Annotated in this window: 19 protein-coding genes, 5 tRNA genes and 1 pseudogene; 5 read left to right on the top strand and 20 right to left on the bottom strand. The window is 71.7% G+C overall.

Going from position 1 to position 20,250, the window contains the following annotated elements:
* Window positions 1–11: 11 nt before the first annotated feature.
* From rsmD to ACFYYT_RS07470, 3 genes are read right to left on the bottom strand one after another with little or no spacing between them, the layout of a single operon-like run.
* A complete protein-coding gene (gene rsmD, locus ACFYYT_RS07480; protein WP_351829748.1) occupies window positions 12–590 on the bottom strand; it encodes a 16S rRNA (guanine(966)-N(2))-methyltransferase RsmD in 579 nt (192 codons plus the stop codon).
* Window positions 591–638: 48 nt separating this feature from the next.
* Window positions 639–2,834: an ATP-dependent DNA helicase RecG gene (gene recG / locus ACFYYT_RS07475; protein WP_351829751.1), complete on the bottom strand. Its 2,196-nt coding sequence runs from the start codon at window positions 2,832–2,834 to the stop codon at window positions 639–641.
* Window positions 2,835–2,871: 37 nt separating this feature from the next.
* Entirely contained in the window at window positions 2,872–4,566 is a 1,695-nt protein-coding gene (locus tag ACFYYT_RS07470) for a DAK2 domain-containing protein (protein ID WP_351829754.1), read from the bottom strand.
* A gap of 242 nt (window positions 4,567–4,808) precedes the next feature.
* Here ACFYYT_RS07470 and rpmB point away from each other — a divergent pair, with 242 nt between their 5' ends.
* Entirely contained in the window at window positions 4,809–4,994 is a 186-nt protein-coding gene (rpmB, locus tag ACFYYT_RS07465) for a 50S ribosomal protein L28 (protein WP_073911113.1), read from the top strand.
* Window positions 4,995–5,132: 138 nt separating this feature from the next.
* On the opposite strand, the gene thiD is transcribed toward rpmB, so the two are convergent.
* Together thiD and ACFYYT_RS07455 are read right to left on the bottom strand one after the other, a co-directional pair.
* Window positions 5,133–5,939 carry a bifunctional hydroxymethylpyrimidine kinase/phosphomethylpyrimidine kinase gene (gene thiD / locus ACFYYT_RS07460; protein WP_351829757.1) on the bottom strand — a complete coding sequence of 269 codons (807 nt, stop codon included), beginning with the start codon at window positions 5,937–5,939 and terminating at the stop codon, window positions 5,133–5,135.
* On the bottom strand, window positions 5,936–6,919 hold the full coding sequence (locus ACFYYT_RS07455; RefSeq protein WP_351829758.1) for a thiamine-phosphate kinase: 984 nt from the start codon (window positions 6,917–6,919) through the stop codon (window positions 5,936–5,938). Before ACFYYT_RS07455 ends, thiD begins: the two co-directional genes overlap by 4 nt.
* A gap of 245 nt (window positions 6,920–7,164) precedes the next feature.
* Between ACFYYT_RS07455 and ACFYYT_RS07450 the strand changes: the two genes are divergently transcribed.
* Together ACFYYT_RS07450 and ACFYYT_RS07445 are read left to right on the top strand one after the other, a co-directional pair.
* Window positions 7,165–7,398 (top strand): Lrp/AsnC ligand binding domain-containing protein, encoded by a 234-nt coding sequence (locus tag ACFYYT_RS07450; protein WP_351829759.1) that lies wholly within the window; start codon window positions 7,165–7,167, stop codon window positions 7,396–7,398.
* A gap of 23 nt (window positions 7,399–7,421) precedes the next feature.
* Complete coding sequence (locus tag ACFYYT_RS07445) at window positions 7,422–7,904, top strand: DUF3515 family protein (RefSeq protein WP_351829762.1); 483 nt, start codon at window positions 7,422–7,424, stop codon at window positions 7,902–7,904.
* Window positions 7,905–8,022: 118 nt separating this feature from the next.
* On the opposite strand, the gene ACFYYT_RS07440 is transcribed toward ACFYYT_RS07445, so the two are convergent.
* The 3 genes from ACFYYT_RS07440 to ACFYYT_RS07430 are packed head-to-tail and all read right to left on the bottom strand — an operon-like array spanning window position 8,023 to window position 10,979.
* Window positions 8,023–9,180: a D-alanine--D-alanine ligase family protein gene (locus ACFYYT_RS07440; protein WP_388607101.1), complete on the bottom strand. Its 1,158-nt coding sequence runs from the start codon at window positions 9,178–9,180 to the stop codon at window positions 8,023–8,025.
* Between the two features lie 39 nt (window positions 9,181–9,219).
* The gene (locus ACFYYT_RS07435; RefSeq protein ID WP_351830579.1) at window positions 9,220–10,230 is read right to left on the bottom strand and encodes an NAD(P)H-dependent glycerol-3-phosphate dehydrogenase; all 1,011 of its coding nucleotides are present in this window, start codon (window positions 10,228–10,230) and stop codon (window positions 9,220–9,222) included.
* Window positions 10,227–10,979: a lysophospholipid acyltransferase family protein gene (locus tag ACFYYT_RS07430; RefSeq protein WP_351830581.1), complete on the bottom strand. Its 753-nt coding sequence runs from the start codon at window positions 10,977–10,979 to the stop codon at window positions 10,227–10,229. Before ACFYYT_RS07430 ends, ACFYYT_RS07435 begins: the two co-directional genes overlap by 4 nt.
* Before the next feature lie 189 nt (window positions 10,980–11,168).
* On the opposite strand from ACFYYT_RS07430, the pseudogene cofC reads away from it, so the two are divergent.
* Window positions 11,169–11,807: pseudogene (gene cofC / locus ACFYYT_RS07425) on the top strand (2-phospho-L-lactate guanylyltransferase); the annotation flags it as partial.
* Window positions 11,808–12,122: 315 nt separating this feature from the next.
* On the opposite strand, the gene ACFYYT_RS07420 reads toward cofC, so the two are convergent.
* The 4 genes from ACFYYT_RS07420 to leuC form a co-directional block, all read right to left on the bottom strand.
* On the bottom strand, window positions 12,123–12,806 hold the full coding sequence (locus tag ACFYYT_RS07420; protein WP_351830584.1) for an HU family DNA-binding protein: 684 nt from the start codon (window positions 12,804–12,806) through the stop codon (window positions 12,123–12,125).
* A gap of 144 nt (window positions 12,807–12,950) precedes the next feature.
* The gene (locus ACFYYT_RS07415; RefSeq protein ID WP_351830586.1) at window positions 12,951–13,178 is read right to left on the bottom strand and encodes a hypothetical protein; all 228 of its coding nucleotides are present in this window, start codon (window positions 13,176–13,178) and stop codon (window positions 12,951–12,953) included.
* 137 nt (window positions 13,179–13,315) lie between these two features.
* Entirely contained in the window at window positions 13,316–13,909 is a 594-nt protein-coding gene (gene leuD, locus ACFYYT_RS07410; protein WP_351830589.1) for a 3-isopropylmalate dehydratase small subunit, read from the bottom strand.
* 2 nt (window positions 13,910–13,911) lie between these two features.
* Entirely contained in the window at window positions 13,912–15,339 is a 1,428-nt protein-coding gene (leuC, locus tag ACFYYT_RS07405; RefSeq protein ID WP_351830592.1) for a 3-isopropylmalate dehydratase large subunit, read from the bottom strand.
* 185 nt (window positions 15,340–15,524) lie between these two features.
* Between leuC and ndgR the strand changes: the two genes are divergently transcribed.
* A complete protein-coding gene (gene ndgR / locus ACFYYT_RS07400) occupies window positions 15,525–16,241 on the top strand; it encodes an IclR family transcriptional regulator NdgR (protein ID WP_007266782.1) in 717 nt (238 codons plus the stop codon).
* Window positions 16,242–16,401: 160 nt separating this feature from the next.
* Here the strand turns inward: ndgR and ACFYYT_RS07395 are convergent.
* From ACFYYT_RS07395 to ACFYYT_RS07360, 8 genes are all read right to left on the bottom strand, one after another.
* A tRNA-Glu gene (locus ACFYYT_RS07395) sits at window positions 16,402–16,474 on the bottom strand.
* A gap of 22 nt (window positions 16,475–16,496) precedes the next feature.
* Window positions 16,497–16,568 (bottom strand) — tRNA-Gln (locus tag ACFYYT_RS07390).
* 24 nt (window positions 16,569–16,592) lie between these two features.
* Window positions 16,593–16,665: transfer RNA gene (locus tag ACFYYT_RS07385), tRNA-Glu, on the bottom strand.
* 61 nt (window positions 16,666–16,726) lie between these two features.
* Window positions 16,727–16,799 (bottom strand) — tRNA-Glu (locus tag ACFYYT_RS07380).
* A gap of 26 nt (window positions 16,800–16,825) precedes the next feature.
* Window positions 16,826–16,897: transfer RNA gene (locus ACFYYT_RS07375), tRNA-Gln, on the bottom strand.
* An 87-nt stretch (window positions 16,898–16,984) separates the two neighbouring features.
* Entirely contained in the window at window positions 16,985–17,713 is a 729-nt protein-coding gene (locus tag ACFYYT_RS07370; RefSeq protein WP_351830595.1) for an HAD family hydrolase, read from the bottom strand.
* Between the two features lie 156 nt (window positions 17,714–17,869).
* Window positions 17,870–19,384 (bottom strand): glutamate--tRNA ligase, encoded by a 1,515-nt coding sequence (gene gltX, locus ACFYYT_RS07365; protein ID WP_351830598.1) that lies wholly within the window; start codon window positions 19,382–19,384, stop codon window positions 17,870–17,872.
* The gene (locus tag ACFYYT_RS07360; RefSeq protein ID WP_351830600.1) at window positions 19,377–20,195 is read right to left on the bottom strand and encodes a fumarylacetoacetate hydrolase family protein; all 819 of its coding nucleotides are present in this window, start codon (window positions 20,193–20,195) and stop codon (window positions 19,377–19,379) included. Before ACFYYT_RS07360 ends, gltX begins: the two co-directional genes overlap by 8 nt.
* Window positions 20,196–20,250 lie beyond the last annotated feature (55 nt).

Below are 20,250 nucleotides of genomic sequence, written 5' to 3'. Positions count from 1 at the left end.
CGGTGCGGGCATCATGAAACTTCGCTGGTGAAGGCGGCGCGACCGTACCAAAGGGTGCCTTCGCCGTACTTGCGGGACCGGAGCGCCTCGAAACCCTCGGGCCACGGGAACGCCCCGCTCCTCGTGCTGCGCTCCACGGTGACGAGCGCATCGCCCGTGAGCCAGCCGTTGGAGCGGAGTGTGAGGAGGATCTCCCCCAGCTCGGCGTGCTCGACGGCGTACGGCGGGTCCAGGAAGACCACGTCGTACGGGTCTGCCTGCGCGGCGGCCGCCACCACCTGCTCGGCCTTGCCCGCCCGGAATTCGGCGCCGGGCAGGCCCAGGGCCGCGATGTTCTCCCGGATGGCCTTGGCGGCCTTGGCGTCGGCCTCGACCAGCAGGGCGTGGGCCGCGCCCCGGGAGAGGGCTTCGAGACCCACGGCGCCGGAGCCGCCGTAGAGGTCGAGGACCCGCGAGCCCTCCACGCCGTGCAGTGACTCCCAGGTGGAGAAGAGCCCTTCGCGCATCCGGTCGGAGGTCGGGCGGGTGCCGGTGCCGGGCGGCACGGTCAGCCGCCGCCCGCCGGCGGTGCCGGCGATCACGCGGGTCATCTGGGGTCCTTCGGTGTCCGGGGGTTCGTACAACGGGCACCCCCATTGTCAGCCCTTCTCCAGGTACCGCTCCCGCTCGGTGTCCAGGAGCGCGTCCAGCGCGGTGCGCAGCCCGGGGAGGCCCGCCAGCTCGGGGTCGGCGCCGACCACGCGGGTGGCCTCCTCCCGGGCCTGGGCGATGACCTCCTCGTCCTCGATGACGGCGAGCATGCGCAGCGAGGAGCGCACGCCCGACTGCGCCTGGCCGAGGACGTCGCCCTCGCGGCGCTGTTCCAGGTCGATCCGGGAGAGTTCGAAGCCGTCGAGGGTGGCGGCGACGGCGGCGAGCCGGGCGCGGGCGGGGCTGGCCTCGTGCATCTCGCTGACCAGCAGACACAGGCCCGGCGCGGAGCCCCGGCCGACGCGGCCGCGCAGCTGGTGGAGCTGGGAGACGCCGAAGCGGTCCGCGTCCATGATCACCATGACGGTGGAGTTGGGGACGTTCACGCCGACCTCGATGACCGTGGTGGCGACGAGCACGTGGACCTCGCCGGCCGCGAAGCGGCGCATGACGTCGTCCTTGTCGGCGGGGTCCATCCGCCCGTGCAGGACTTCGACGCGGAGCCCGGCGAGGGGTCCCTGCGAGAGCTGCCCGGCGATCTCCAGGACGGCGAGCGGGGGCCGCTTGTCGTCGTCCTCCTGCGCGGCCTTCTTCTTCTTGGGTTCGTCCTCGCCGTCTCCGATCCGGGGGCAGACGACGTACGCCTGGTGGCCGTTCTCGACCTCCTCGCGGACGCGTTCCCAGGCCCGGGTGAGGAAGTGGGGCTTGTCCTTGGCGGGTACGACGTGGGTGGCGATCGGGGAGCGGCCGGCCGGGAGCTGGTCGAGGACGGAGGTCTCCAGGTCGCCGAAGACGGTCATCGCGACGGTGCGCGGGATCGGGGTCGCCGTCATGACCAGCAGGTGCGGGGGCTGCTTGCCCTTGGAGCGCAGGGCGTCGCGCTGTTCGACGCCGAACCGGTGCTGTTCGTCGACGACGACGAGGCCGAGGTCGTGGAAGCGGACCTTGTCCTCGATCAGCGCGTGCGTGCCGATGACGATGCCGGCCTCGCCGGTGACCAGGTCGAGCAGGGCCTGACGGCGGGCGGGCATGCCCATGGAGCCGGTGAGCAGGACCACCTTGGTCCCCAGGTCGGAGCCGCCGAGCAGGCCGCCCTCGGCGAGCTCGCCCATCATCTCGGTGATGGACCGGTGGTGCTGCTGGGCGAGCACTTCGGTGGGCGCGAGCATCGCGGCCTGCCCGCCGCTGTCGACCACGGCGAGCATGGCGCGCAGGGCGACCATGGTCTTGCCGCTGCCGACCTCGCCCTGGAGGAGGCGGTGCATGGGGTGGCAGGTGGCGAGGTCGTCGAAGATCTCCTTCGAGACGTGGCGCTGGCCGTCGGTGAGGGTGAAGGGCAGGGTGGCGTCGAAGGCGTCCAGCAGGCCGCCGGGGGCGGGGCGGCGCGGGACGGCCGGGAGCTGGGAGTCGGCGTGCCGGCGGCGGGCGAGGGCGACCTGGAGGACGAAGGCCTCGTCCCACTTCAGGCGTTGGCGGGCGTCCTCGACGTCGGCCTTGCTGGCGGGGCGGTGGATCTTGAGGAGGGCCTCGGTGAGCGGGACCAGTCCGCGGCCCTCGCGCAGGGCGGCCGGCAGGGGGTCGACGGTCTCCTGGACTCCGGGCAGGACGGCGTCGACGCATTTGGTGATCTTCCAGGACTCCAGCTTCGCGCAGGCCGGGTAGATCGGGATGAGCCGGCCGGCGAAGGCGGTCGCCGCGTCCTGGTCGGAGGCGTCCGCGCCGAGCGGTTCGTAGGCGGGGTGGGAGAGCTGGAGCTTGCGGTTGAACATGCCGACCTTGCCCGCGAACATCGCGCGGGTGCCGGGCAGCAGCTCCTTGTGCGGTTTGTGGACGCCGGCGCCGAAGAAGACCAGCTGGAGGCGGCCGCTGCCGTCGGTGATGGTGACTTCGAGGCGTTTGCCGCGGCCTCCGTTGAAGGTGAGGACGCGGGCGTCGGCGACCTGGGCGACGACGGTGACGTGTTCGTCGAGCTGGTTGGCGAGCTCGGCCAGCGGGGTCAGCTCGCCGCGCTCCGCGTACCGCCGGGGGTAGTGGTGGAGCAGGTCCAGGGCCGTGTGCAGGCCGAGCTGCTCGGCCAGCACCTTGGCGGTGGCGGGGCCGAGGGTCTTCTTGAGGTCTTCGTCGAGCGCGGGCACGTGTTCCATTGCACACCATCGCGCTGACAAGCCCGCCGTCCGACCCTTATTCGACCCCGATCAGGAGCGGCGCCGAGTACCGCCCGCCCCGGTAGGTGACGGTGTCGACGGCGAGGTGCGCGTGCTGGACGTACTCCTCCAGGCGCGCGGCGAGGGCGTCGGGGACCTCGGGTCCCAGGACGAGGGTGACCAGTTCGCCGCCGGAGCCGAGCATCCGCGCCAGGACGGCCTCGGCGGTCTCGGGCAGGCCGGGGCCGATGACGGCGATGTCCCCGTCGATGAGCCCGAGCACGTCGCCGGCCTGGCAGATGCCGGCGGAGGTGAAGGACTGCCGTTCGGCGACGGCGAGTTCCCCGTAGCGGGTGGCGCCGGCGGCCGCGGTCATGGCGACGACGTCCTCGTCGAAGCTGGCCCCGGGGTCGTGCACGGCGAGGGCGGCCAGGCCCTGTACCGCGGAGCGGGTGGGGATGACGGCCACCCGTACGCCGTCGGCGCGGGCCTGTTCGGCGGCGGCCGCGGCGGCCGCGCGCAGTTCGGCGGCTCCGGGCAGCAGGACCACCTCGCGGGCGTGCGCCCGGCGGATCGCGTCGAGCAGTTCGGGGACGGACGGCGGTTCTCCGGGGCGGGCCGGCACGGCGGTGGCGCCGGCCTCCCCGCACAGCCCGGCCAGCCCCTCGCCCTGGACCACGGCGACCACGGCCCGCTGGACGGGCGGGGCGGTCGCGCGGCGGCGCTCGTCGCCGAAGTGGGTGATGCGGATCCGGTACGGCCGGCCCGCGACGACCCCGGCCTCGACGGCGGCGCCCGGGTCGTCGACGTGCACGTGGACGTTCCACAGCCCGTCGCCGCCGACCACCACCAGGGAGTCGCCGAGCCCGTCGAGTCGCGCGCGCAGCTCCCCGACCGCCTCCTCCCCGGCCTCCAGCAGGTAGATCACCTCGTACGCGGGCCCGTCCTGCTCCTGCGCGCAGGGCTTCGGCGGCTGCGGTACGGGCACGGCCCGGCCGCGGACCGGCTCGGCGGCGGGTTCCTGCCCGGACAGGGCCTGCCACAGGGCCCCGAGTACGGCGACCAGCCCGCAGCCCCCCGCGTCGACCACCCCGGCCCGGCCCAGCGCGGCCAGCTGCCCGGGGGTCTCGGCGAGGGCCGCCCGGGCCCCGTCGTAGGCGGCCCGGGCCACGTCGGAGGCGGTCGCCGCGGCGCCCCCGGCGGCGGCTCCGACGGCCCCGACGGCCGATCCGGCCCGGGCGGCGGCCCCGGCGACGGTGAGCATGGTGCCCTCGACCGGGTGCGCGACGGCCTGGTACGCCTCCTCGGCGGCCCGGGTCAGGGCCTGCGCCAGCAGCGGGCCGGGCGCCCGGCCCGCGGGCTCGGCGCCCAGCACGTCGGCGACCCCGCGCAGCAGCTGGGCGAGGATCGTCCCGGAGTTCCCGCGGGCGCCTATCAGGGCGCCGTGCGCGTAGGCCCGTACGGCGTCGGAGAGGGTGGGGGCGGGAGCGGCGGGTGTGCCTTCGGTCACGCCGGCGGGATCCGCGGAGCCGTCCCCGAAGGCCGCGGCCAGGGCGCGGTCGGCGGACTCGGCGGTCAGGTAGAGGTTGGTGCCGGTGTCGGCGTCCGCGACCGGGTAGACGTTGATCGCGTCGATGTCCTCGCGGGCCCGGCCCAGTGCGGCCAGGGCCAGCGAGCTCCAGGTGCGCACCGCTTCGGCGTCGAGGGTGTGCGGGCCAGGCTCGTGCGCCACCGGGCGTTCCTCCTTGTGCGGGCCAGGGTTCACCGCAGGGTAACGAAGGCGCCCCCGCGGCCCGGGACCCCGGGGCGGAGGGGGACCCGGACATGGTAGTTTTCTTGGACCGAAGCAGTCGTTGTATGCTGCTCAGGTTGCCCGGCGAGAGTCGGGACACTCGTCCGGCAAGCCACTTCAGATCTCTGATTCCGGTGCGCCGGATTTCACTGTAAGTGCATCTGAAGTCTTTGGAGTGACCTGTGGCTGCCAACTGCGACGTTTGCGCCAAGGGGCCGAGCTTCGGCAACAGCATCTCCCACTCGCACCGCCGCACCTCGCGTCGCTGGAACCCGAACATCCAGCGCGTTCGTGCCGTGGTCAATGGGACGCCGAAGCGCCTCAACGCCTGCACCTCGTGCATCAAGGCCGGCAAGGTCTCGCGCTGACGCCTTACGTCGTCGTAAGCGCAGCCCTTCCGGTTGCCAAAAAGGCCGGTTCACCTAGGTGAACCGGCCTTTTGCCTTGCCCGGACGCCCCCGACGCCCCCGACGCCCCCGATGGGCCTGCGGGGCGGGCTCCGGGGTCTAGGGGCGCTGCCGCCAGGCGTGGTCGACCGGGCCGATGCCGCCGCCGAGCGAGAAGCCGGCCGCGATGGCGCCGGTGACGTACTCCTTGGCCGCCGTGACCGCCTCCGGCACGGCCAGGCCCTTGGCCAGGCCCGCCGCGATGGCGCTGGCGAGGGTGCAGCCGGTGCCGTGCGTATGCCGGTTGTCGTGGCGGGGGGCCCGCAGCCACAGCTCCTCCGAGCCGTCCGTCAGCAGGTCCACGGCCTCGTTCCCGTGCGCGGCGAGGTGGCCGCCCTTGATCAGCGCCCACCGGGGCCCGTAGCCGAGGATGGCGTCGGCGGCCCGTCGCATGCCGTCCTCGTCGAGGACGCGCACCCCGGTGAGCTGGGTCACCTCGTCCAGGTTCGGCGTCGCCACCGTGGCCCGCGGCAGCAGTTCCCGGCGTACGGCGTCCAGCGCGGAGGCGGCGAGCAGCGGGTCCCCGTGCTTGGACACCCCGACGGGGTCCACCACGGCCGGGGCCTCGGTGGTGGCCAGCAGGCCGGCGACCGTCTCCACCAGGACGGCGGAGGACAGCATCCCGGTCTTGACGGCCCGCACCCCGATGTCGTCGGCCACCGCCCGGTACTGGGCGGTGACGGCCTCGGCCGGCAGCTCCCAGACGCCGTGCACGCCGAGCGAGTTCTGCGCGGTGACGGCGGTGAGCACGCTCATGCCGTGCACCCCGAGCGCCATCATGGTCTTGAGGTCGGCCTGGATGCCCGCGCCGCCGCCGGAGTCGGATCCGGCGACGGTCAGGCACGCGGGGGGCGCCCCGGCGTTCATCGCGCGGCGTCCTCGTCGGCCGGGTCGGCGCCGAAGTGGTCCCAGCCTCCGGTGCTCGTCCAGGGGGCCCCGTCCACGGTCACCTGGGGCAGCGCGGATCGGTTGAGGACCTCCCCGATGACCTTCCAGCGGGCCGGGAGCTTCACGTCGGGCGGGAAGGTGGCCACGATGGCGTGGTCCTCGCCGCCGGTGAGCACCCACTGGAGCGGGTCCACGCCGACCGCCTGGCCGATGTCGTGCATCTGGGTGGGGATGTCCACGGCTCCCGAGCGCACGTCGATCCGCACCTTGCTGGCCTCGGCGATGTGCCCGAGGTCGGCGATCAGGCCGTCGCTGACGTCGGTCATGGCGGTGGCGCCGAGTCCGGCGGCCGCCGGACCCGCGTGGTACGGAGGCTCGGGGCGGCGGTGCGCCTCGACGAAGGCCCGCGGGGAGCGGAAGCCGCGCGAGAGGACCGCGAAGCCGGCCGCGGACCAGCCGAGCCATCCGGTGACCGCGACGACGTCCCCGGGCCGGGCGCCGGAGCGCAGCACCGGCTCGTGGTTGCGCAGGTCGCCGAGGGCGGTGATGGCGACGGTGATCGTGTCGCCGCGCACGACGTCGCCGCCGACCACGGCCGCTCCCGCGACCTGGCATTCGTCGCGGATGCCGTCCATCAGCTCGGTGGGCCAGGTGACCGGCAGCTCCGCCGGGACCACGAGGCCGAGCAGGAGGGCCGTCGGCACCGCGCCCATGGCGGCGATGTCGGCCAGGTTCTGCGCGGCGGCCTTGCGGCCGACGTCGTAGGCGGTGGACCAGTCGCGGCGGAAGTGCCGGCCTTCCAGCAGGATGTCCGTGCTCGCCACGACCCGCCGGTCGGGGGCCGACACCACCGCGGCGTCGTCGCCCGGTCCGAGCCGGACCGCCGGGGTGGTGGTGAGCCGTGAGGTGAGCTCCCGAATGAGCCCGAACTCCCCCAGCTCGCCCACAGTGCCCTTCATCGCTGTGCCCCTTCTTGGCAAGTCCGCTTGCGGTCGCGAGCCGTCACAGCTCTGGGTACCGTCAACAGATACGTCAACTTCTGCTCTCCGTGCGCCCCGCACTGCGCGCCGCCGGGCCCGCGGGTCTCCCCGCGGCGTACGGCGACGCGGTACCGTGGCGTCCCTTCTTCCCCGGGCCCGCCCGATCTTCCTGGGCCCATCCGAAGGTTAGGGGAAATGATCCTCGTGGCCGCCCTGGAGGTTCCGTGGTACAGGCGTACATCCTCATCCAGACCGAGGTGGGCAAGGCGTCCTTGGTCGCCGAGTCCATCGGGAAGATCGCGGGGGTGATCCAGGCCGAGGACGTGACGGGTCCGTACGACGTGATCGTGCGCGCCCAGGCCGAAACGGTCGACGATCTCGGCCGCATGGTGGTCGCCAAGGTCCAGCAGGTGGAGGGCATCACCCGCACCTTGACCTGCCCCGTGGTCCATCTGTAGCCCCCGTCTACTCTTGGCCGGTGATGTCATTCCACCGCCGGCCGTTCCGTCTAGCCGCCCTGCTGGCCCTGCTGGCCCTCGCGGGCTGCGCCCCGGGGGATTCCGCGGCCCGGGTGGAGCCGCCGGCCGCTCCGCCGGCCGACGTCGCCGGGCTCTGTGCGAAGCTGCACGCCGGGCTCCCGGAGACGGTGGCCGGTCTGGCGCGGACCCCCACCGAGCCGGAGTCGGATCTGACCGCCTCGTGGGGCGGCTCGGCGATCGTACTGCGGTGCGGTATCCCCAAGCCCCCCGCGATGGCGGATCCGAAGCAGGAGGGCGTCGAGGTGAACGGCGTCGGCTGGCTGCTGGAGAAGACGTCCGACGGTGGCTTCCGGTTCACCACCGGGGCGCGGCTGGCGTACACGGAGGTCCGGGTCGACAAGGAGCATGCCACGGACGCGGGCATGCTGGTCGGTCTGTCCGCCGCCGTGGCCGGGGCGGTGCCCGTGGGCATCTCCTCGTACTGAACCGGTACCGGTCCTTCCGCTCCGGCCCCGCTCACACCGCCGCCCGTCGGCCGCCCCTCTCGGGGCGGACGGCGGGCGGTCGGCTGTACGGGGCCGGGTGCGGCCGGGGGGTGTCCGGCTAGCGCAGCCCGGTGGAGCGGCGCAGGGCCGCCTGGATCAGGCGGTCCACCAGCTCCGGGTACTCGATGCCCGACTCCTGCCACATGCGCGGGTACATGGAGATCGGCGTGAAGCCCGGCATCGTGTTGATCTCGTTGATCACGAACTCGCCGTCCTCGGTGAGGAAGAAGTCGGCGCGCACCAGGCCCTCGCAGGACGCGGCCTCGAAGGCCTCGATCGCGAGCCGCTGCACCTCGGCGGTCTGCTCCGGGGTCATCGGGGCGGGCACGAGTCCGGACGCCGAGTCGATGTACTTCGCCTCGAAGTCGTAGAAGTCGTGGCTGGAGACCGGCGGGATCTCGGCCGGGACGCTGGCCCGCGGGCCGTCCTCGAACTCCAGCACGCCGCACTCGATCTCGCGGCCGCGCAGCAGCGCCTCCACGATGATCTTCGGGTCGTGACGGCGGGCCTCGCGGACGGCCTCCTCCAGCCCGGAGGGGTCGTCGACCTTGGTGATGCCGATGGAGGAGCCGGCCCGGGCGGGCTTCACGAACAGCGGCCAGCCGTGCTCGCCGGCGAAGTCCAGGATCTTCGCGGTGGCGGCGGCCTGGTCGGCCTCCCACTCGCGGGGCCGGATGGTCACGTACGGGCCGACCTTCAGCCCGAAGGAGGTGAACACCCGCTTCATGTAGTCCTTGTCCTGGCCGACGGCCGAGGCGAGGACGCCGGAACCGACGTACGGGATCCCGGACAGCTCCAGGAGGCCCTGCAGGGTGCCGTCCTCGCCGTAGGGGCCGTGCAGGACGGGGAAGACGACGTCGACCTCGCCCAGTGCCTTGGGAACGGCGCCCGGCTCGGTGTAGACGACCTCGCGGCTGGCGGGGTCCACGGAGAGCACGACGGTGCCGTCCGGGGAATCCGCGAGCGCCTCCACGTTCGGGAGGGCGCGGTCCGCGATGGCCATGCGGTCGGGCTCGTCGGCGGTCAGCGCCCACCGGCCGTCCGTGGTGATGCCGATGGGCAGCACCTCGTACTTGGCACGGTCGATGGAGCGCAGCACGGCGCCCGCCGTGACAACCGAGATGGCGTGTTCCGAGCTGCGGCCGCCGAACACGACGGCCACGCGGGGCTTGCGGCCCTGCTGCTCAGGGGTCTGGGGGAGGTTCTCGCTGCTCATATCGCCACGAGGGTACCCGCTCAGACGTCCGGAAAGGACTCAGCGGCGTTCCGGTTTGGCGCTGCGCCCCATCAGTTCCTTCAGCGCGACCAGGGGCGGCTTGCCGTGGTGCACGATGTCGACCACCGTGTCGGTGATCGGCATGTCCACCCCGTAGCGGCCGGCCAGATCCGCCACCGACTGGCAGGACTTGACTCCCTCGGCGGTCTGCTTGGTGACCGCGATGGTCTCCTCCAGGGTCATCCCGCGCCCCAGGTTGGTGCCGAAGGTGTGGTTCCGGGAGAGCGGCGAGGAGCAGGTGGCGACGAGGTCGCCGAGCCCCGCGAGGCCGGAGAAGGTCAGCGGATCGGCGCCCATGGCCAGGCCCAGCCGGGTGGCTTCGGCGAGTCCGCGGGTGATGAGCGAGCCCTTGGTGTTGTCCCCCAGGCCCATCCCGTCCGCGATGCCGACGGCGAGGCCGATGACGTTCTTGACGGCGCCGCCGAGCTCGCAGCCGATGACGTCGGTGCTCGTGTACGGGCGGAAGTACGGGGTGTGGCAGGCGGCCTGGAGGCGCCGCGCCACGGACTCGTCCACACAGGCGACGACGGAGGCGGCGGGCTGCCGGTCGACGATCTCGCGGGCCAGGTTCGGGCCGGTGACGACGGCGACGCGCTCGGCGGGGACCTTGGCCACCTCTTCGATGACCTCGCTCATCCGCTTGGCGCTGCCGAGTTCGATGCCCTTCATCAGGGAGACGAGCACGGCGTCGGCGGGCAGCAGGGGGGCCCAGGCCGCGAGGTTCTCGCGCAGGGTCTGCGAGGGGATGGCCAGGACGGCGAAGTCGGCGTCCCGGGCGGCCTCGGCCGCGTCCGTGGTGGCCCGCAGGTTGGCGGGCAGTTCGACGCCGGGGAAGTAGTCCGGGTTCGTCCGGCCGTTGTTGACGGCGTCGGCGAGTTCCCGGCGGCGGCCCCACAGGGTCACCTCGCAGCCGGCGTCGGCGAGCACCATGCCGAAGGCGGTGCCCCAGGAGCCGGTTCCGAAGACGGCCGCCTTCACGGGACGTGTCACTTGTCGCCCTTCCCCGCGGCGTCTCGCCGCTGCTGCGCCCTGGCCTTGCGGTGGTCGTAGGGCTGCGCGGGCGCACTCTGTCCGCGCAGCTCCTCCAGGAGCTTGGTGATGTCGGCCATGATGGCCTCGGTGGCCCCCTTGAGGACCTCCGGGGTGGGTTCCCGGTCGTAGTACGCCGAAAGGTCGACGGGCGGCCCTGCGAGGACCTGGAGGGTCTTGCGCGGGAACAGCCGGAGCTTGTTCTCGGTGGCGTACGGCGGCATCGCCAGGTTGGCGCCCCACTGGGCCACCGGAATGACGGGGGCCTTGGTGATCAGCGCCACGCGGGCGGCGCCGCTCTTTCCGGCCATCGGCCACATCTCGGGATCGCGGGTGAGCGTGCCTTCCGGGTAAAAGGCCACGCATTCGCCGCGCTCGATGGCGGCGACGGCCGCCCGGAATGCGTCCAGGGCGTTGGTGGTCTCCCGGTAGACGGGGATCTGGCCGGAGCCGCGGAGGATCATGCCCACGAAAGGCACCTTGAAGAGGCCGGCCTTCGCGAGCAATCGCGGCACCCGGCCGGTGTTGTACTGGAAGTGCGCGTAGGAGAGCGGGTCCAGATACGAGTTGTGATTGACGGCGGTGATAAATCCGCCCTCGGCCGGAATGTGATCCATTCCCCGCCAGTCCCGCTTGAAGAGCACTACCAGCGGCGGTTTTGCGATGACCGCCGCCAGGCGGTACCAGAAGCCGATTCTGCGGCGGGGCACTCGGACACCTTCCTCTAGGACCGGTGCGTGGCCTCGGCACCTTGTGGGCCGGACAAGTGTCGCTCCGGGTCCGATCTCTGTCGAGGACACCGTACGCCCCGCTCGCACCGCCGGGGCTCCCTCCGGCCGCTCTGCGGCGACAATGGGCCGACCGGGGGCCGGGCCGCGGCCCGCCGACGGCCTGGGCGGGTGCGCGAGCGCACCGGAGGGAAGGGGTGCGTCACGAACGCCGACTGGAGTCTCGTCGTACCGCTGAAGCCCTTGGCACTGGCCAAGAGCCGTCTCGCGGCGGCGGTCGGCACCTCCCGCGCCGGGCTGGCGCTGGCCTTCGCCCAGGACACCGTGGCGGGGGCGCTGGCCTGCGCTTCGGTCCTGGATGTGGTGGTCGTCACGAACGACCCCACGGCCGGTGCGGAACTCGCCGGGCTGGGGGCGCGGATCCTTCCCGATGCCCCGGGGGCCGGTCTCAACGCCGCGCTGGACCACGGCGCGCGGGCGGTGCGCGCGGGCCGGCCGGGGGCCCGTCTCGCGGCGGTCAACGCGGATCTGCCCGCCCTGCGCCCGTCCGAATTGCTACGGGTGCTCGACCGCGCCGCGACATTTCCCCGGGCATTCCTGGCGGATGCGGCGGGAATCGGGACGACCCTGCTTTCCGCCGGCCCCGGCGTGGAATTGGCACCCGCGTTCGGCGGCCCGTCCCGGGCCCGCCATTCGGCGTCGGGGGCGGTGGAAATCGCCCTGCCGGACGTCGACAGCGTGCGCAGGGACGTGGACACGGCGGCGGACCTGAGGACGGCCCTCTCCCTCGGCGTGGGGCGGCACACGGCCCGATACAGTGCCCGTATGCAGGCGACCGCGTACACGTACGACTCCCGGACCCGCAGCGGCAGTGTGCTGCTGGACGACGGCACCCCGGTGCCCTTCGAGGCCGCCGCCTTCGACGCGGGCGGTCTGCTGCTGCTGCGTCCCGGCCAGCGCGTCCGCGTCGAGACGGACGGCGAAGGCCCTGCGCTGCGCATCACCCTGGTGACCCTGCAAACCTTCTGACCTGCGCCGACGCGGGGCGGACGGCCCCGGCGGAACGCACCGCGGGCCGGCTTCCCCCGTGGGGGAAGCCGGCCCGGCGTGTGTGACTCGTGCCCCTTACTTCTTGCGGGCGGTGGTCTTCTTCGCGGTGGTCTTGCGCGCCGTCGCCTTCTTCGTGGCGGGCGCCTTGGTCGCCGGGGTGGCCTTCTTGGCCGCCGGCGCGGTCTTCTTGGCGGTGGCCGTGGCCTTCTTCGCCGTGGTCGCCTTGACGGCGGTGGTCTTCTTGGCCGGCGTGGCCTTCTTCGCGACCGCGGTCGTCTTCTTGGCGGTCGCCGTGGTCTTCTTCGCCGTGGTCTTCTTCGCGGCCGGCGTGGCCTTCTTCGCCACCGCGGTCTTCGCCGCCGCCTTCTTGACGGTCGTGGCCTTCTTGGCCGCGGCCTTCTTGACCGTCACCGAGGCGGAGCCGCCCGACAGGCTGCCCTTCGGCGCCTTCTTCACGGACACCTCGCCGCCCTTGGGGAGCTTCTTGGTGCCGCTGACCAGGTCCTTGAAGCCCTGACCCGCACGGAAGCGGGGAACCGAGGTCTTCTTGACCCGGACGCGCTCACCCGTCTGCGGGTTACGGGCGTACCGGGCCGGCCGCTCGACCTTCTCGAACGAGCCGAAGCCCGTGACCGAGACCCGGTCGCCCGCGACGACCGCGCGGACGATCGCGTCGAGTACCGCGTCGACAGCGTCCGCGGCCTGCTGGCGGCCGCCAACCTTGTCGGCAATCGCTTCTACGAGCTGCGCCTTGTTCACGTCTTCCCCTTCGGAGACTTCGCCAGAACGAATGTGTTCAAGCTTATTTCGCACGTTAGGCGGATATATACCGCAAATCAAACACGAAACGGGCTAATCACCCTAGTGCCGCAACGTTGTAGGCCGTTACGGAGTTCCTTCGCATCAGTCGCCTTCAGGGAATCGACCCTCGTCGAGGTCCTTCATCAACCTGTCCAGGCGCCTTGCCGCATCGACGAGATCGTGCTTCGCCGCGGCAGTGACGACCAACAGCTTCCGGGACAGCGCCATCCTTACGCCCTCCGGGACTTGCAGTGTGCGCACCCTTGTGTGTGCTTCTTTCAGCCGGTCCGCGACGAGTTCGTAGAGCTCGAGTTGACTGTCGCGTTCCATGCACAGATTGTGCCATCTGGGGCGAGTTGTCGCCTCACGGGGCCTCAACATACGGCGGTGCCCCCCGCCTGAAGGCGGGGGGCACCGTGTTGCCGATGTGATCACCCGAAGGTGAATAAGCGCTGATCAGGCCGGAATCACGCCCGAATCGTCTGCGGCTTGAAGGAGGGGCGGGTGCTTTCGTAAGCGTCGATGTCCCCTTCGTTCTGAAGGGTGAGCGAGATGTCGTCCAGCCCCTCCAGGAGACGCCAGCGGGCGTTGTCGTCGAGTTCGAACTCCGCCTCGACACCTTCGGCTCGGACCTTGCGGTCCACGAGGTCGACGGTGATTTCGGCGGTGGGGTCGGCCTCGGTCAGCTCCCAGAGCCGGTCAACGGTCTCCTGCGGCAGGACGACGGTCAGCAGACCGTTCTTCAGCGAGTTGCCGCGGAAGATGTCGGCGAAGCGGGCGGAGATGACCGTCTTGAAGCCGAAGTTCTGCAGGGCCCAGACGGCGTGCTCGCGCGAGGAGCCCGTACCGAAGTCGGGGCCGGCGACCAGTACGGTCGCGCCCGCCCGCTCGGGGCGGTTCGTCACGAACTCCGGGTCCTTGCGCCAGGCCTCGAAGAGGCCGTCCTCGAACCCGTCGCGGGTGATCTTCTTCAGCCAGTGGGCCGGGATGATCTGGTCGGTGTCGACGTTGCTGCGGCGCAGCGGGACGGCCCGGCCGGTGTGGGTGGTGAAGGCTTCCATGGTTATCGGACTCCGGCGTTCACGGGGGCTTCGGACAGGTCGGCGGGAGAGGCCAGATGGCCCAGCACCGCGGTGGCGGCGGCCACCTGCGGGGAGACCAGGTGGGTGCGTCCGCCCTTGCCCTGCCGGCCTTCGAAGTTGCGGTTGGAGGTGGACGCGGAACGCTCACCGGGCGCCAGTTGGTCGGGGTTCATGCCCAGGCACATCGAGCAGCCCGCGTGCCGCCATTCGGCGCCGGCCTCCTTGAAGACCTTGTCCAGGCCCTCTTCCACGGCCTGGAGGGCCACCCGGACGGAGCCCGGGACGACCAGCATCCGTACGCCGTCGGCGACTTTGCGGCCCTCGATGATGCCGACGACGGCCCGCAGGTCCTCGATGCGGCCGTTGGTGCAGGAACCTACGAAGACGGTGTCGACACGGATGTCGCGCAGCGACTGTCCGGCGGTCAACCCCATGTACTCCAGGGCCTTTTCGGCGGCGTTGCGCTCCGAAGCGTCCTCGTACGAAGCCGGGTCGGGGACGTTCGCCGACAGGGGCGCGCCCTGGGCCGGGTTGGTGCCCCAGGTGACGAACGGGGCCAGTGCGGCGCCGTCGATGACGACCTCCGCGTCGAAGACCGCGTCCTCGTCGGTGTGCAGCGTCTTCCAGTACGCGACCGCCGCGTCCCACTCCTCGCCGGCCGGGGCGTGGTCGCGGCCCTGGAGGTAGTCGAAGGTGGTCTGGTCGGGGGCGATCATGCCCGCGCGGGCGCCGGCCTCGATCGACATGTTGCAGATGGTCATGCGGGCTTCCATCGAGAGCTTCTCGATGGCCTCGCCGCGGTATTCCAGGATGTAGCCCTGGCCGCCGCCGGTGCCGATCTTGGCGATGATCGCCAGGATCAGGTCCTTGGCGGTGACGCCCTCGGCCAGCGCGCCGGTGACGGTGATCGCCATCGTCTTCGGGCGGGCCAGCGGGAGCGTCTGGGTGGCCAGCACGTGCTCGACCTGGCTGGTGCCGATGCCGAAGGCCAGCGCGCCGAAGGCACCGTGCGTGGAGGTGTGCGAGTCGCCGCAGACCACGGTGGTGCCGGGCTGGGTCAGACCCAGCTGGGGGCCCACGACGTGGACGACGCCCTGCTCGACGTCGCCCAGGGAGTGCAGGCGGACGCCGAACTCGGCGCAGTTCTTGCGCAGCGTCTCCAGCTGGGCCCGGGAGACCGGGTCCGCGATCGGCTTGTCGATGTCGAGCGTGGGGGTGTTGTGGTCCTCGGTCGCGATGGTGAGGTCGAGGCGTCGGACCTTGCGGCCGGCCTGACGCAGACCCTCGAAGGCCTGCGGGCTGGTCACCTCGTGCAGCAGGTGGAGATCAATGAAGAGGAGATCGGGCTCGCCCTCGGCGCGCCGGACGACATGGTCGTCCCAGACCTTCTCCGCGAGTGTCCTACCCATCGCTTTCCCTCCGGCCGGCCGGTCGGGCCGGCGCTTATTAGAGATCTGTAGCGCCTGATCGCCCGCTACCCCACGTGCGGAACGACGGCTCGGACCCAGTGGTTCGTGGACCCGCACATACAGACTCGCTGGTTCTTGGAAAAATTGAACTTGCGTTTCACAGTGTGAGACGCGAATATCGTTTCATGGACAACTCTAGCGGCGTCGGCGTTCTCGACAAGGCAGCTCTGGTATTGAGCGCACTGGAGTCCGGTCCGGCCACCCTCGCCGGGCTGGTCGCGGCGACAGGGCTCGCACGACCCACGGCGCATCGCCTCGCCGTGGCACTGGAACACCACCGGATGGTGGCGAGGGACATGCAGGGCCGGTTCATCCTCGGTCCGCGGCTGGCAGAGCTTGCCGCCGCGGCCGGCGAGGACCGCCTGCTGGCGACGGCCGGACCGGTGCTCACACACCTCCGTGACGTGACGGGCGAGAGCGCGCAGCTCTACCGTCGTCAGGGCGACATGCGCATCTGCGTGGCGGCCGCCGAGCGGCTGTCGGGCCTGCGGGACACGGTCCCGGTGGGCTCCACGCTCCCGATGAAGGCCGGCTCGGCCGCGCAGATCCTGATGGCCTGGGAGGAGCCCGAGCGGCTCCACCGAGGCCTTCAGGGCGCGCGCTTCACGGCCACGGCCCTGTCCGGCGTACGTCGCCGCGGCTGGGCCCAGTCGATCGGCGAGCGGGAGCCCGGCGTGGCCTCCGTCTCGGCGCCGGTGCGCGGGCCGTCGAACCGCGTGGTGGCCTCCGTATCGGTCTCCGGGCCGATCGAGCGCCTGACCCGGCACCCGGGGCGCATGCACGCCCAGGCCGTCATCGACGCGGCCGCCCGCCTGACGGAGGCCCTGCGCCGCTCCGGCTGAGCCTGCACCTCCGACCTCCCACCACCCCCGGGTCCGGGGGCGCGAACGACGCCGCACACGTCCTGACTCGCGCCTCCGGGCCCGTACTTGTCCGCCCCGGGCGGCTCCGGGAACAGCGAAGAGGCCCTCCGCGATGATCGCGGAGGGCCTCTCCTGTGCGTACCCCCGACCGGATTCGAACCGGCGCTACCGCCTTGAGAGGGCGGCGTGCTAGGCCGCTACACAACGGGGGCTAGCTGTTACTTCGGTACTACGCTGGGCTACCAGGACTCGAACCTAGAATAAGGGAACCAGAAACCCTCGTGTTGCCAATTACACTATAGCCCAAAGGTCTAGACCAGCTAGACACTGTACCCCCGACCGGATTCGAACCGGCGCTACCGCCTTGAGAGGGCGGCGTGCTAGGCCGCTACACAACGGGGGCCCTAGCGATCCTGCATCAAAACGTCTGGGTGCGACCCTGGACATCTCACGGGAAGGATCTGTACCCCCGACCGGATTCGAACCGGCGCTACCGCCTTGAGAGGGCGGCGTGCTAGGCCGCTACACAACGGGGGCAAGCACTGCGTTACTGCTGAACTGCGCTGGGCTACCAGGACTCGAACCTAGAATAAGGGAACCAGAAACCCTCGTGTTGCCAATTACACTATAGCCCACCGAACTTCAACCCCTTGAGGGGCTTTCGTTTGGTTAGCGCCTCCGTGTCCGGCCTTTCGGCCCGCTCCGGCGGCGCAGAAAGAACATTACCGGATGCCTGACCGTGCTCCAAAACGGGTATCTGTGGCCAGCAGCTCCGGCAGGCGCTCCAGTCCGGCGATCCGGTGCACGCCCGCCGGGCCCGGGCCGCGGCCGCCGTCGCGGTCGAGCCAGACCGCCTCCAGACCGGCGTCGCGGGCTCCCCGGGCGTCGATCTCGGGCTGGTCCCCCACGTACGCCACCTCGCCCGGGGGCAGGCCGAGCGCCTCGCAGGCGGCGAGGAAGGCGGCGGCGTCCGGCTTGCTGACGCCCAGCTCGGCGGCGCAGACCAGCACTTCGAAGCGGTCGCGCAGCCCGAGGTGGCGGAGCTTGGGGTCCTGGTTGGCGGCCGAGGAGTTGGTGAGCACGCCGTGCCGGTAGCCGTGGGCCAGGGCGTCCAGGGCGGGCACCACGTCCGGGAAGAGCGCCCAGGCGGCCTTGTAGTGCGCGACGTAGCGGTCGAACCAGGCGTCGGCCAGCTCGGCGCTCAGCCCGGGTGCGTCGAGGAAGTCCCGTACCCGGTCCTGGCGCTGGCCCCGGAAGGTGACCTCGCCGGCGGCGAAGCGGGCCCAGTTCAGTTCGGTGAGGCGCCGCCAGAAGGCGAGGGCCTCCGCCGGGGTTCCGTAGCGGTCGCCCAGGCCCTCGTCGACGAGGTGCCGGGCCAGGCCCGCCGCGTCCGCACCCGTGTAGTCGAACAGGGTGTCGTCGATGTCCCACAGCACGGCGCGGATCGGCATACGGGCGAGCCTACGCCGCGGCGCCGCCGGGCGGGGGCACGACGGAGAAGTCCGTCAGGGGCCGCCGGCGTCCTCGCCGGGGACGGTACGAGCGCTCCGGCAACGCCGAAGGGGGCGGCGGCCGGGTCGGCCGCCGCCCCCTTCGCGGGGTGCGGATCAGGCGGCGAGCTTCGCCAGCGCCGCGTCGATGCGCGCCAGCGAGCGCTCCTTGCCCAGGATCTCCAGGGACTCGAAGAGCGGCAGGCCGACCGTGCGGCCGGTGACGGCCACGCGGACCGGCGCCTGCGCCTTGCCCAGCTTGAGGCCGTGGGCCTCACCGGCGGTCAGGACGGCCTGCTTGAGGGACTCCGGGTCCGACCAGTCGGCGCCGGCCAGGTTCTCGCGGGCCGTGGTCAGCAGGGCCGTGGGCTCGCCCTTCATGGCCTTGTCCCAGGACGCCTGGTCCTCGACCGGCTCCTTGCGGAAGAGGAAGTCCACGTTCGCCGTGATGTCGGACAGCACCGTCACACGGGTCTGGGCGTGGGGCGCGATGCGCGCCCAGGCCTCGGCGTCGAAGTCCTCCGGCGCCCAGTTGGCGTGCGGGGCCGTGAGCCAGGGGGCGCAGGCGTCCGCGAAGGCCTTCGGGTCCAGCTGCCGGATGTGGTCGGCGTTGATCGCCTCGGCCTTCTTCAGGTCGAAGCGGGCCGGGTTCGCGTTGACGTCCGGGATGTCGAACTTCGCGACCATCTCCTCGATCGAGAAGATGTCCCGGTCCTTGGAGAAGGACCAGCCCAGCAGCGAGAGGTAGTTCAGCAGGCCCTCGGGCAGGAAGCCGCGCTCGCGGTAGAGGTTGAGCGAGGACTCCGGGTCGCGCTTGGAGAGCTTCTTGTTGCCCTCGCCCATGACGTACGGCAGGTGGCCGAACTCGGGCACGCCCTTGGCGACGCCGAGCTCCATGAGCGCCTTGTAGAGGGCGATCTGGCGCGGGGTGGAGGACAGCAGGTCCTCGCCGCGCAGCACGTGCGTGATCTCCATCAGCGCGTCGTCGACGGGGTTGACGAGCGTGTAGAGCGGGGCGCCGTTGGCCCGCAGGATGCCGAAGTCGGAGACGTTCTCCGGGGTGACGGAGATCTCGCCGCGGACCAGGTCCGTGAAGGTGATCGTCTCGTCGGGCATCCGGAAGCGGACGATCGAGGGGCGGTGCTCGCCCTGGTACGCCTCCAGCTGCACCTGGGTCAGCTCGCGGCAGTGGCCGTCGTAGCCGGAGGGCTTGCCGGCCGCGCGGGCGGCGGCGCGGCGGGCGTCCAGCTCCTCGGTCGTGCAGTAGCAGTCGTACGCGTAGCCGCCGTCGCGCAGGCGCTGCGCGACGTCCGCGTAGATGTCCATGCGCTCGGACTGGCGGTACGGGGCGTGCGGGCCGCCCACCTCGGGGCCCTCGTCCCAGGTGAAGCCGAGCCAGCGCAGCGAGTCGAGCAGCTGGGCGTAGGACTCCTCGGAGTCGCGCGCCGCGTCGGTGTCCTCGATGCGGAAGACGAACGTACCGCCGTGGTGGCGGGCGAACGCCCAGTTGAAGAGGGCGGTGCGGACCAGGCCCACGTGGGGGTTGCCGGTCGGGGAGGGACAGAAACGTACGCGGGGGGGTGCCCCCTGCTCGAGCGGAGTCGAGAGCTTGGGGGAGTTCGCGTTAGCCACGCTTGATCACCTTGTTGGTGAGAGTGCCGATGCCTTCGATGGTGACGGCGACCTCGTCGCCGACGTTGAGGGGGCCGACTCCGGCCGGGGTCCCCGTGAGGATGACGTCGCCCGGGAGCAGGGTCATGGCCTCGCTGATGTGGACGATCAGCTCCTCAACCGAGCGGACCATGTCGCTGGTGCGGCCGAGCTGGCGCTGTTCGCCGTTCACGGTGCACTGGATGGCCAGGCCCTCGGCGATCGCCGCCGGGTCGAGGCCGGTCTCGATCCAGGGGCCGAGCGGGCAGGCGCTGTCGAAGCCCTTGGCCCGGGCCCACTGCTTCTCCCGCTGCTGGACGTCGCGGGCGGTGACGTCGTTGGCGCAGGTGTAGCCGAGGATCACGTCCTTGACGCGCTCCTTCGGCACCTCGCGGCACATGCGTCCGATGACCACGGCCAGCTCGGCCTCGTGGTGGACGTCCTGGGAGAAGGAGGGGTACGTGATCGGGTCGCCCGGGCCGACCACCGAGGTGGAGGGCTTGAAGAAGGTGATGGGGGCGTCCGGACGGCCTTCGCTGTCGACGATGGTGTTGCCGAGTTCCGCCGCGTGCTCCGCGTAGTTGCGGCCCACGGCCACGATCTTGTTCGGGAGCACCGGCGGCAGCAGCCGGACCTTGCTCAGCGGGACCTTCGTGCCCGAGAGCTCGAAGTCCGCGAAGGGGATGCCCTTGATGATGTCGAGCACGAGCTCCGCCCCGGCGCCGGGGGCGGCGTCGCCCTCGACCGCGCCGAAGGCGACGTTTCCGTCGATCGAGAACCTGGCGATGCGCACGTGTTGCGTCTGCCCCTCTGGATGTTTCCGCTGGCTGGAGTCTGCGGACTCCAGG

This window comes from Streptomyces sp. NPDC002032 (assembly GCF_042890765.1).
GTDB lineage: Bacteria > Actinomycetota > Actinomycetes > Streptomycetales > Streptomycetaceae > Streptomyces.
The sequence above is the reverse complement of the archived record's forward strand: the minus strand, read 5'-3'. Positions and strand labels throughout refer to the sequence as shown.

Coding starts and splice junctions, on each gene's coding strand:
- rsmD (WP_351829748.1), bottom strand. CDS start 590: ATGACCCGCGTGATCGCCGGCACCGCCGGCGGGCGGCGGCTGACCGTG.
- recG (WP_351829751.1), bottom strand. CDS start 2,834: ATGGAACACGTGCCCGCGCTCGACGAAGACCTCAAGAAGACCCTCGGC.
- thiD (WP_351829757.1), bottom strand. CDS start 5,939: ATGAACGCCGGGGCGCCCCCCGCGTGCCTGACCGTCGCCGGATCCGAC.
- ACFYYT_RS07455 (WP_351829758.1), bottom strand. CDS start 6,919: ATGAAGGGCACTGTGGGCGAGCTGGGGGAGTTCGGGCTCATTCGGGAG.
- ACFYYT_RS07445 (WP_351829762.1), top strand. CDS start 7,422: ATGTCATTCCACCGCCGGCCGTTCCGTCTAGCCGCCCTGCTGGCCCTG.
- ACFYYT_RS07440 (WP_388607101.1), bottom strand. CDS start 9,180: ATGAGCAGCGAGAACCTCCCCCAGACCCCTGAGCAGCAGGGCCGCAAG.
- ACFYYT_RS07415 (WP_351830586.1), bottom strand. CDS start 13,178: ATGGAACGCGACAGTCAACTCGAGCTCTACGAACTCGTCGCGGACCGG.
- leuD (WP_351830589.1), bottom strand. CDS start 13,909: ATGGAAGCCTTCACCACCCACACCGGCCGGGCCGTCCCGCTGCGCCGC.
- leuC (WP_351830592.1), bottom strand. CDS start 15,339: ATGGGTAGGACACTCGCGGAGAAGGTCTGGGACGACCATGTCGTCCGG.
- ndgR (WP_007266782.1), top strand. CDS start 15,525: ATGGACAACTCTAGCGGCGTCGGCGTTCTCGACAAGGCAGCTCTGGTA.
- ACFYYT_RS07370 (WP_351830595.1), bottom strand. CDS start 17,713: ATGCCGATCCGCGCCGTGCTGTGGGACATCGACGACACCCTGTTCGAC.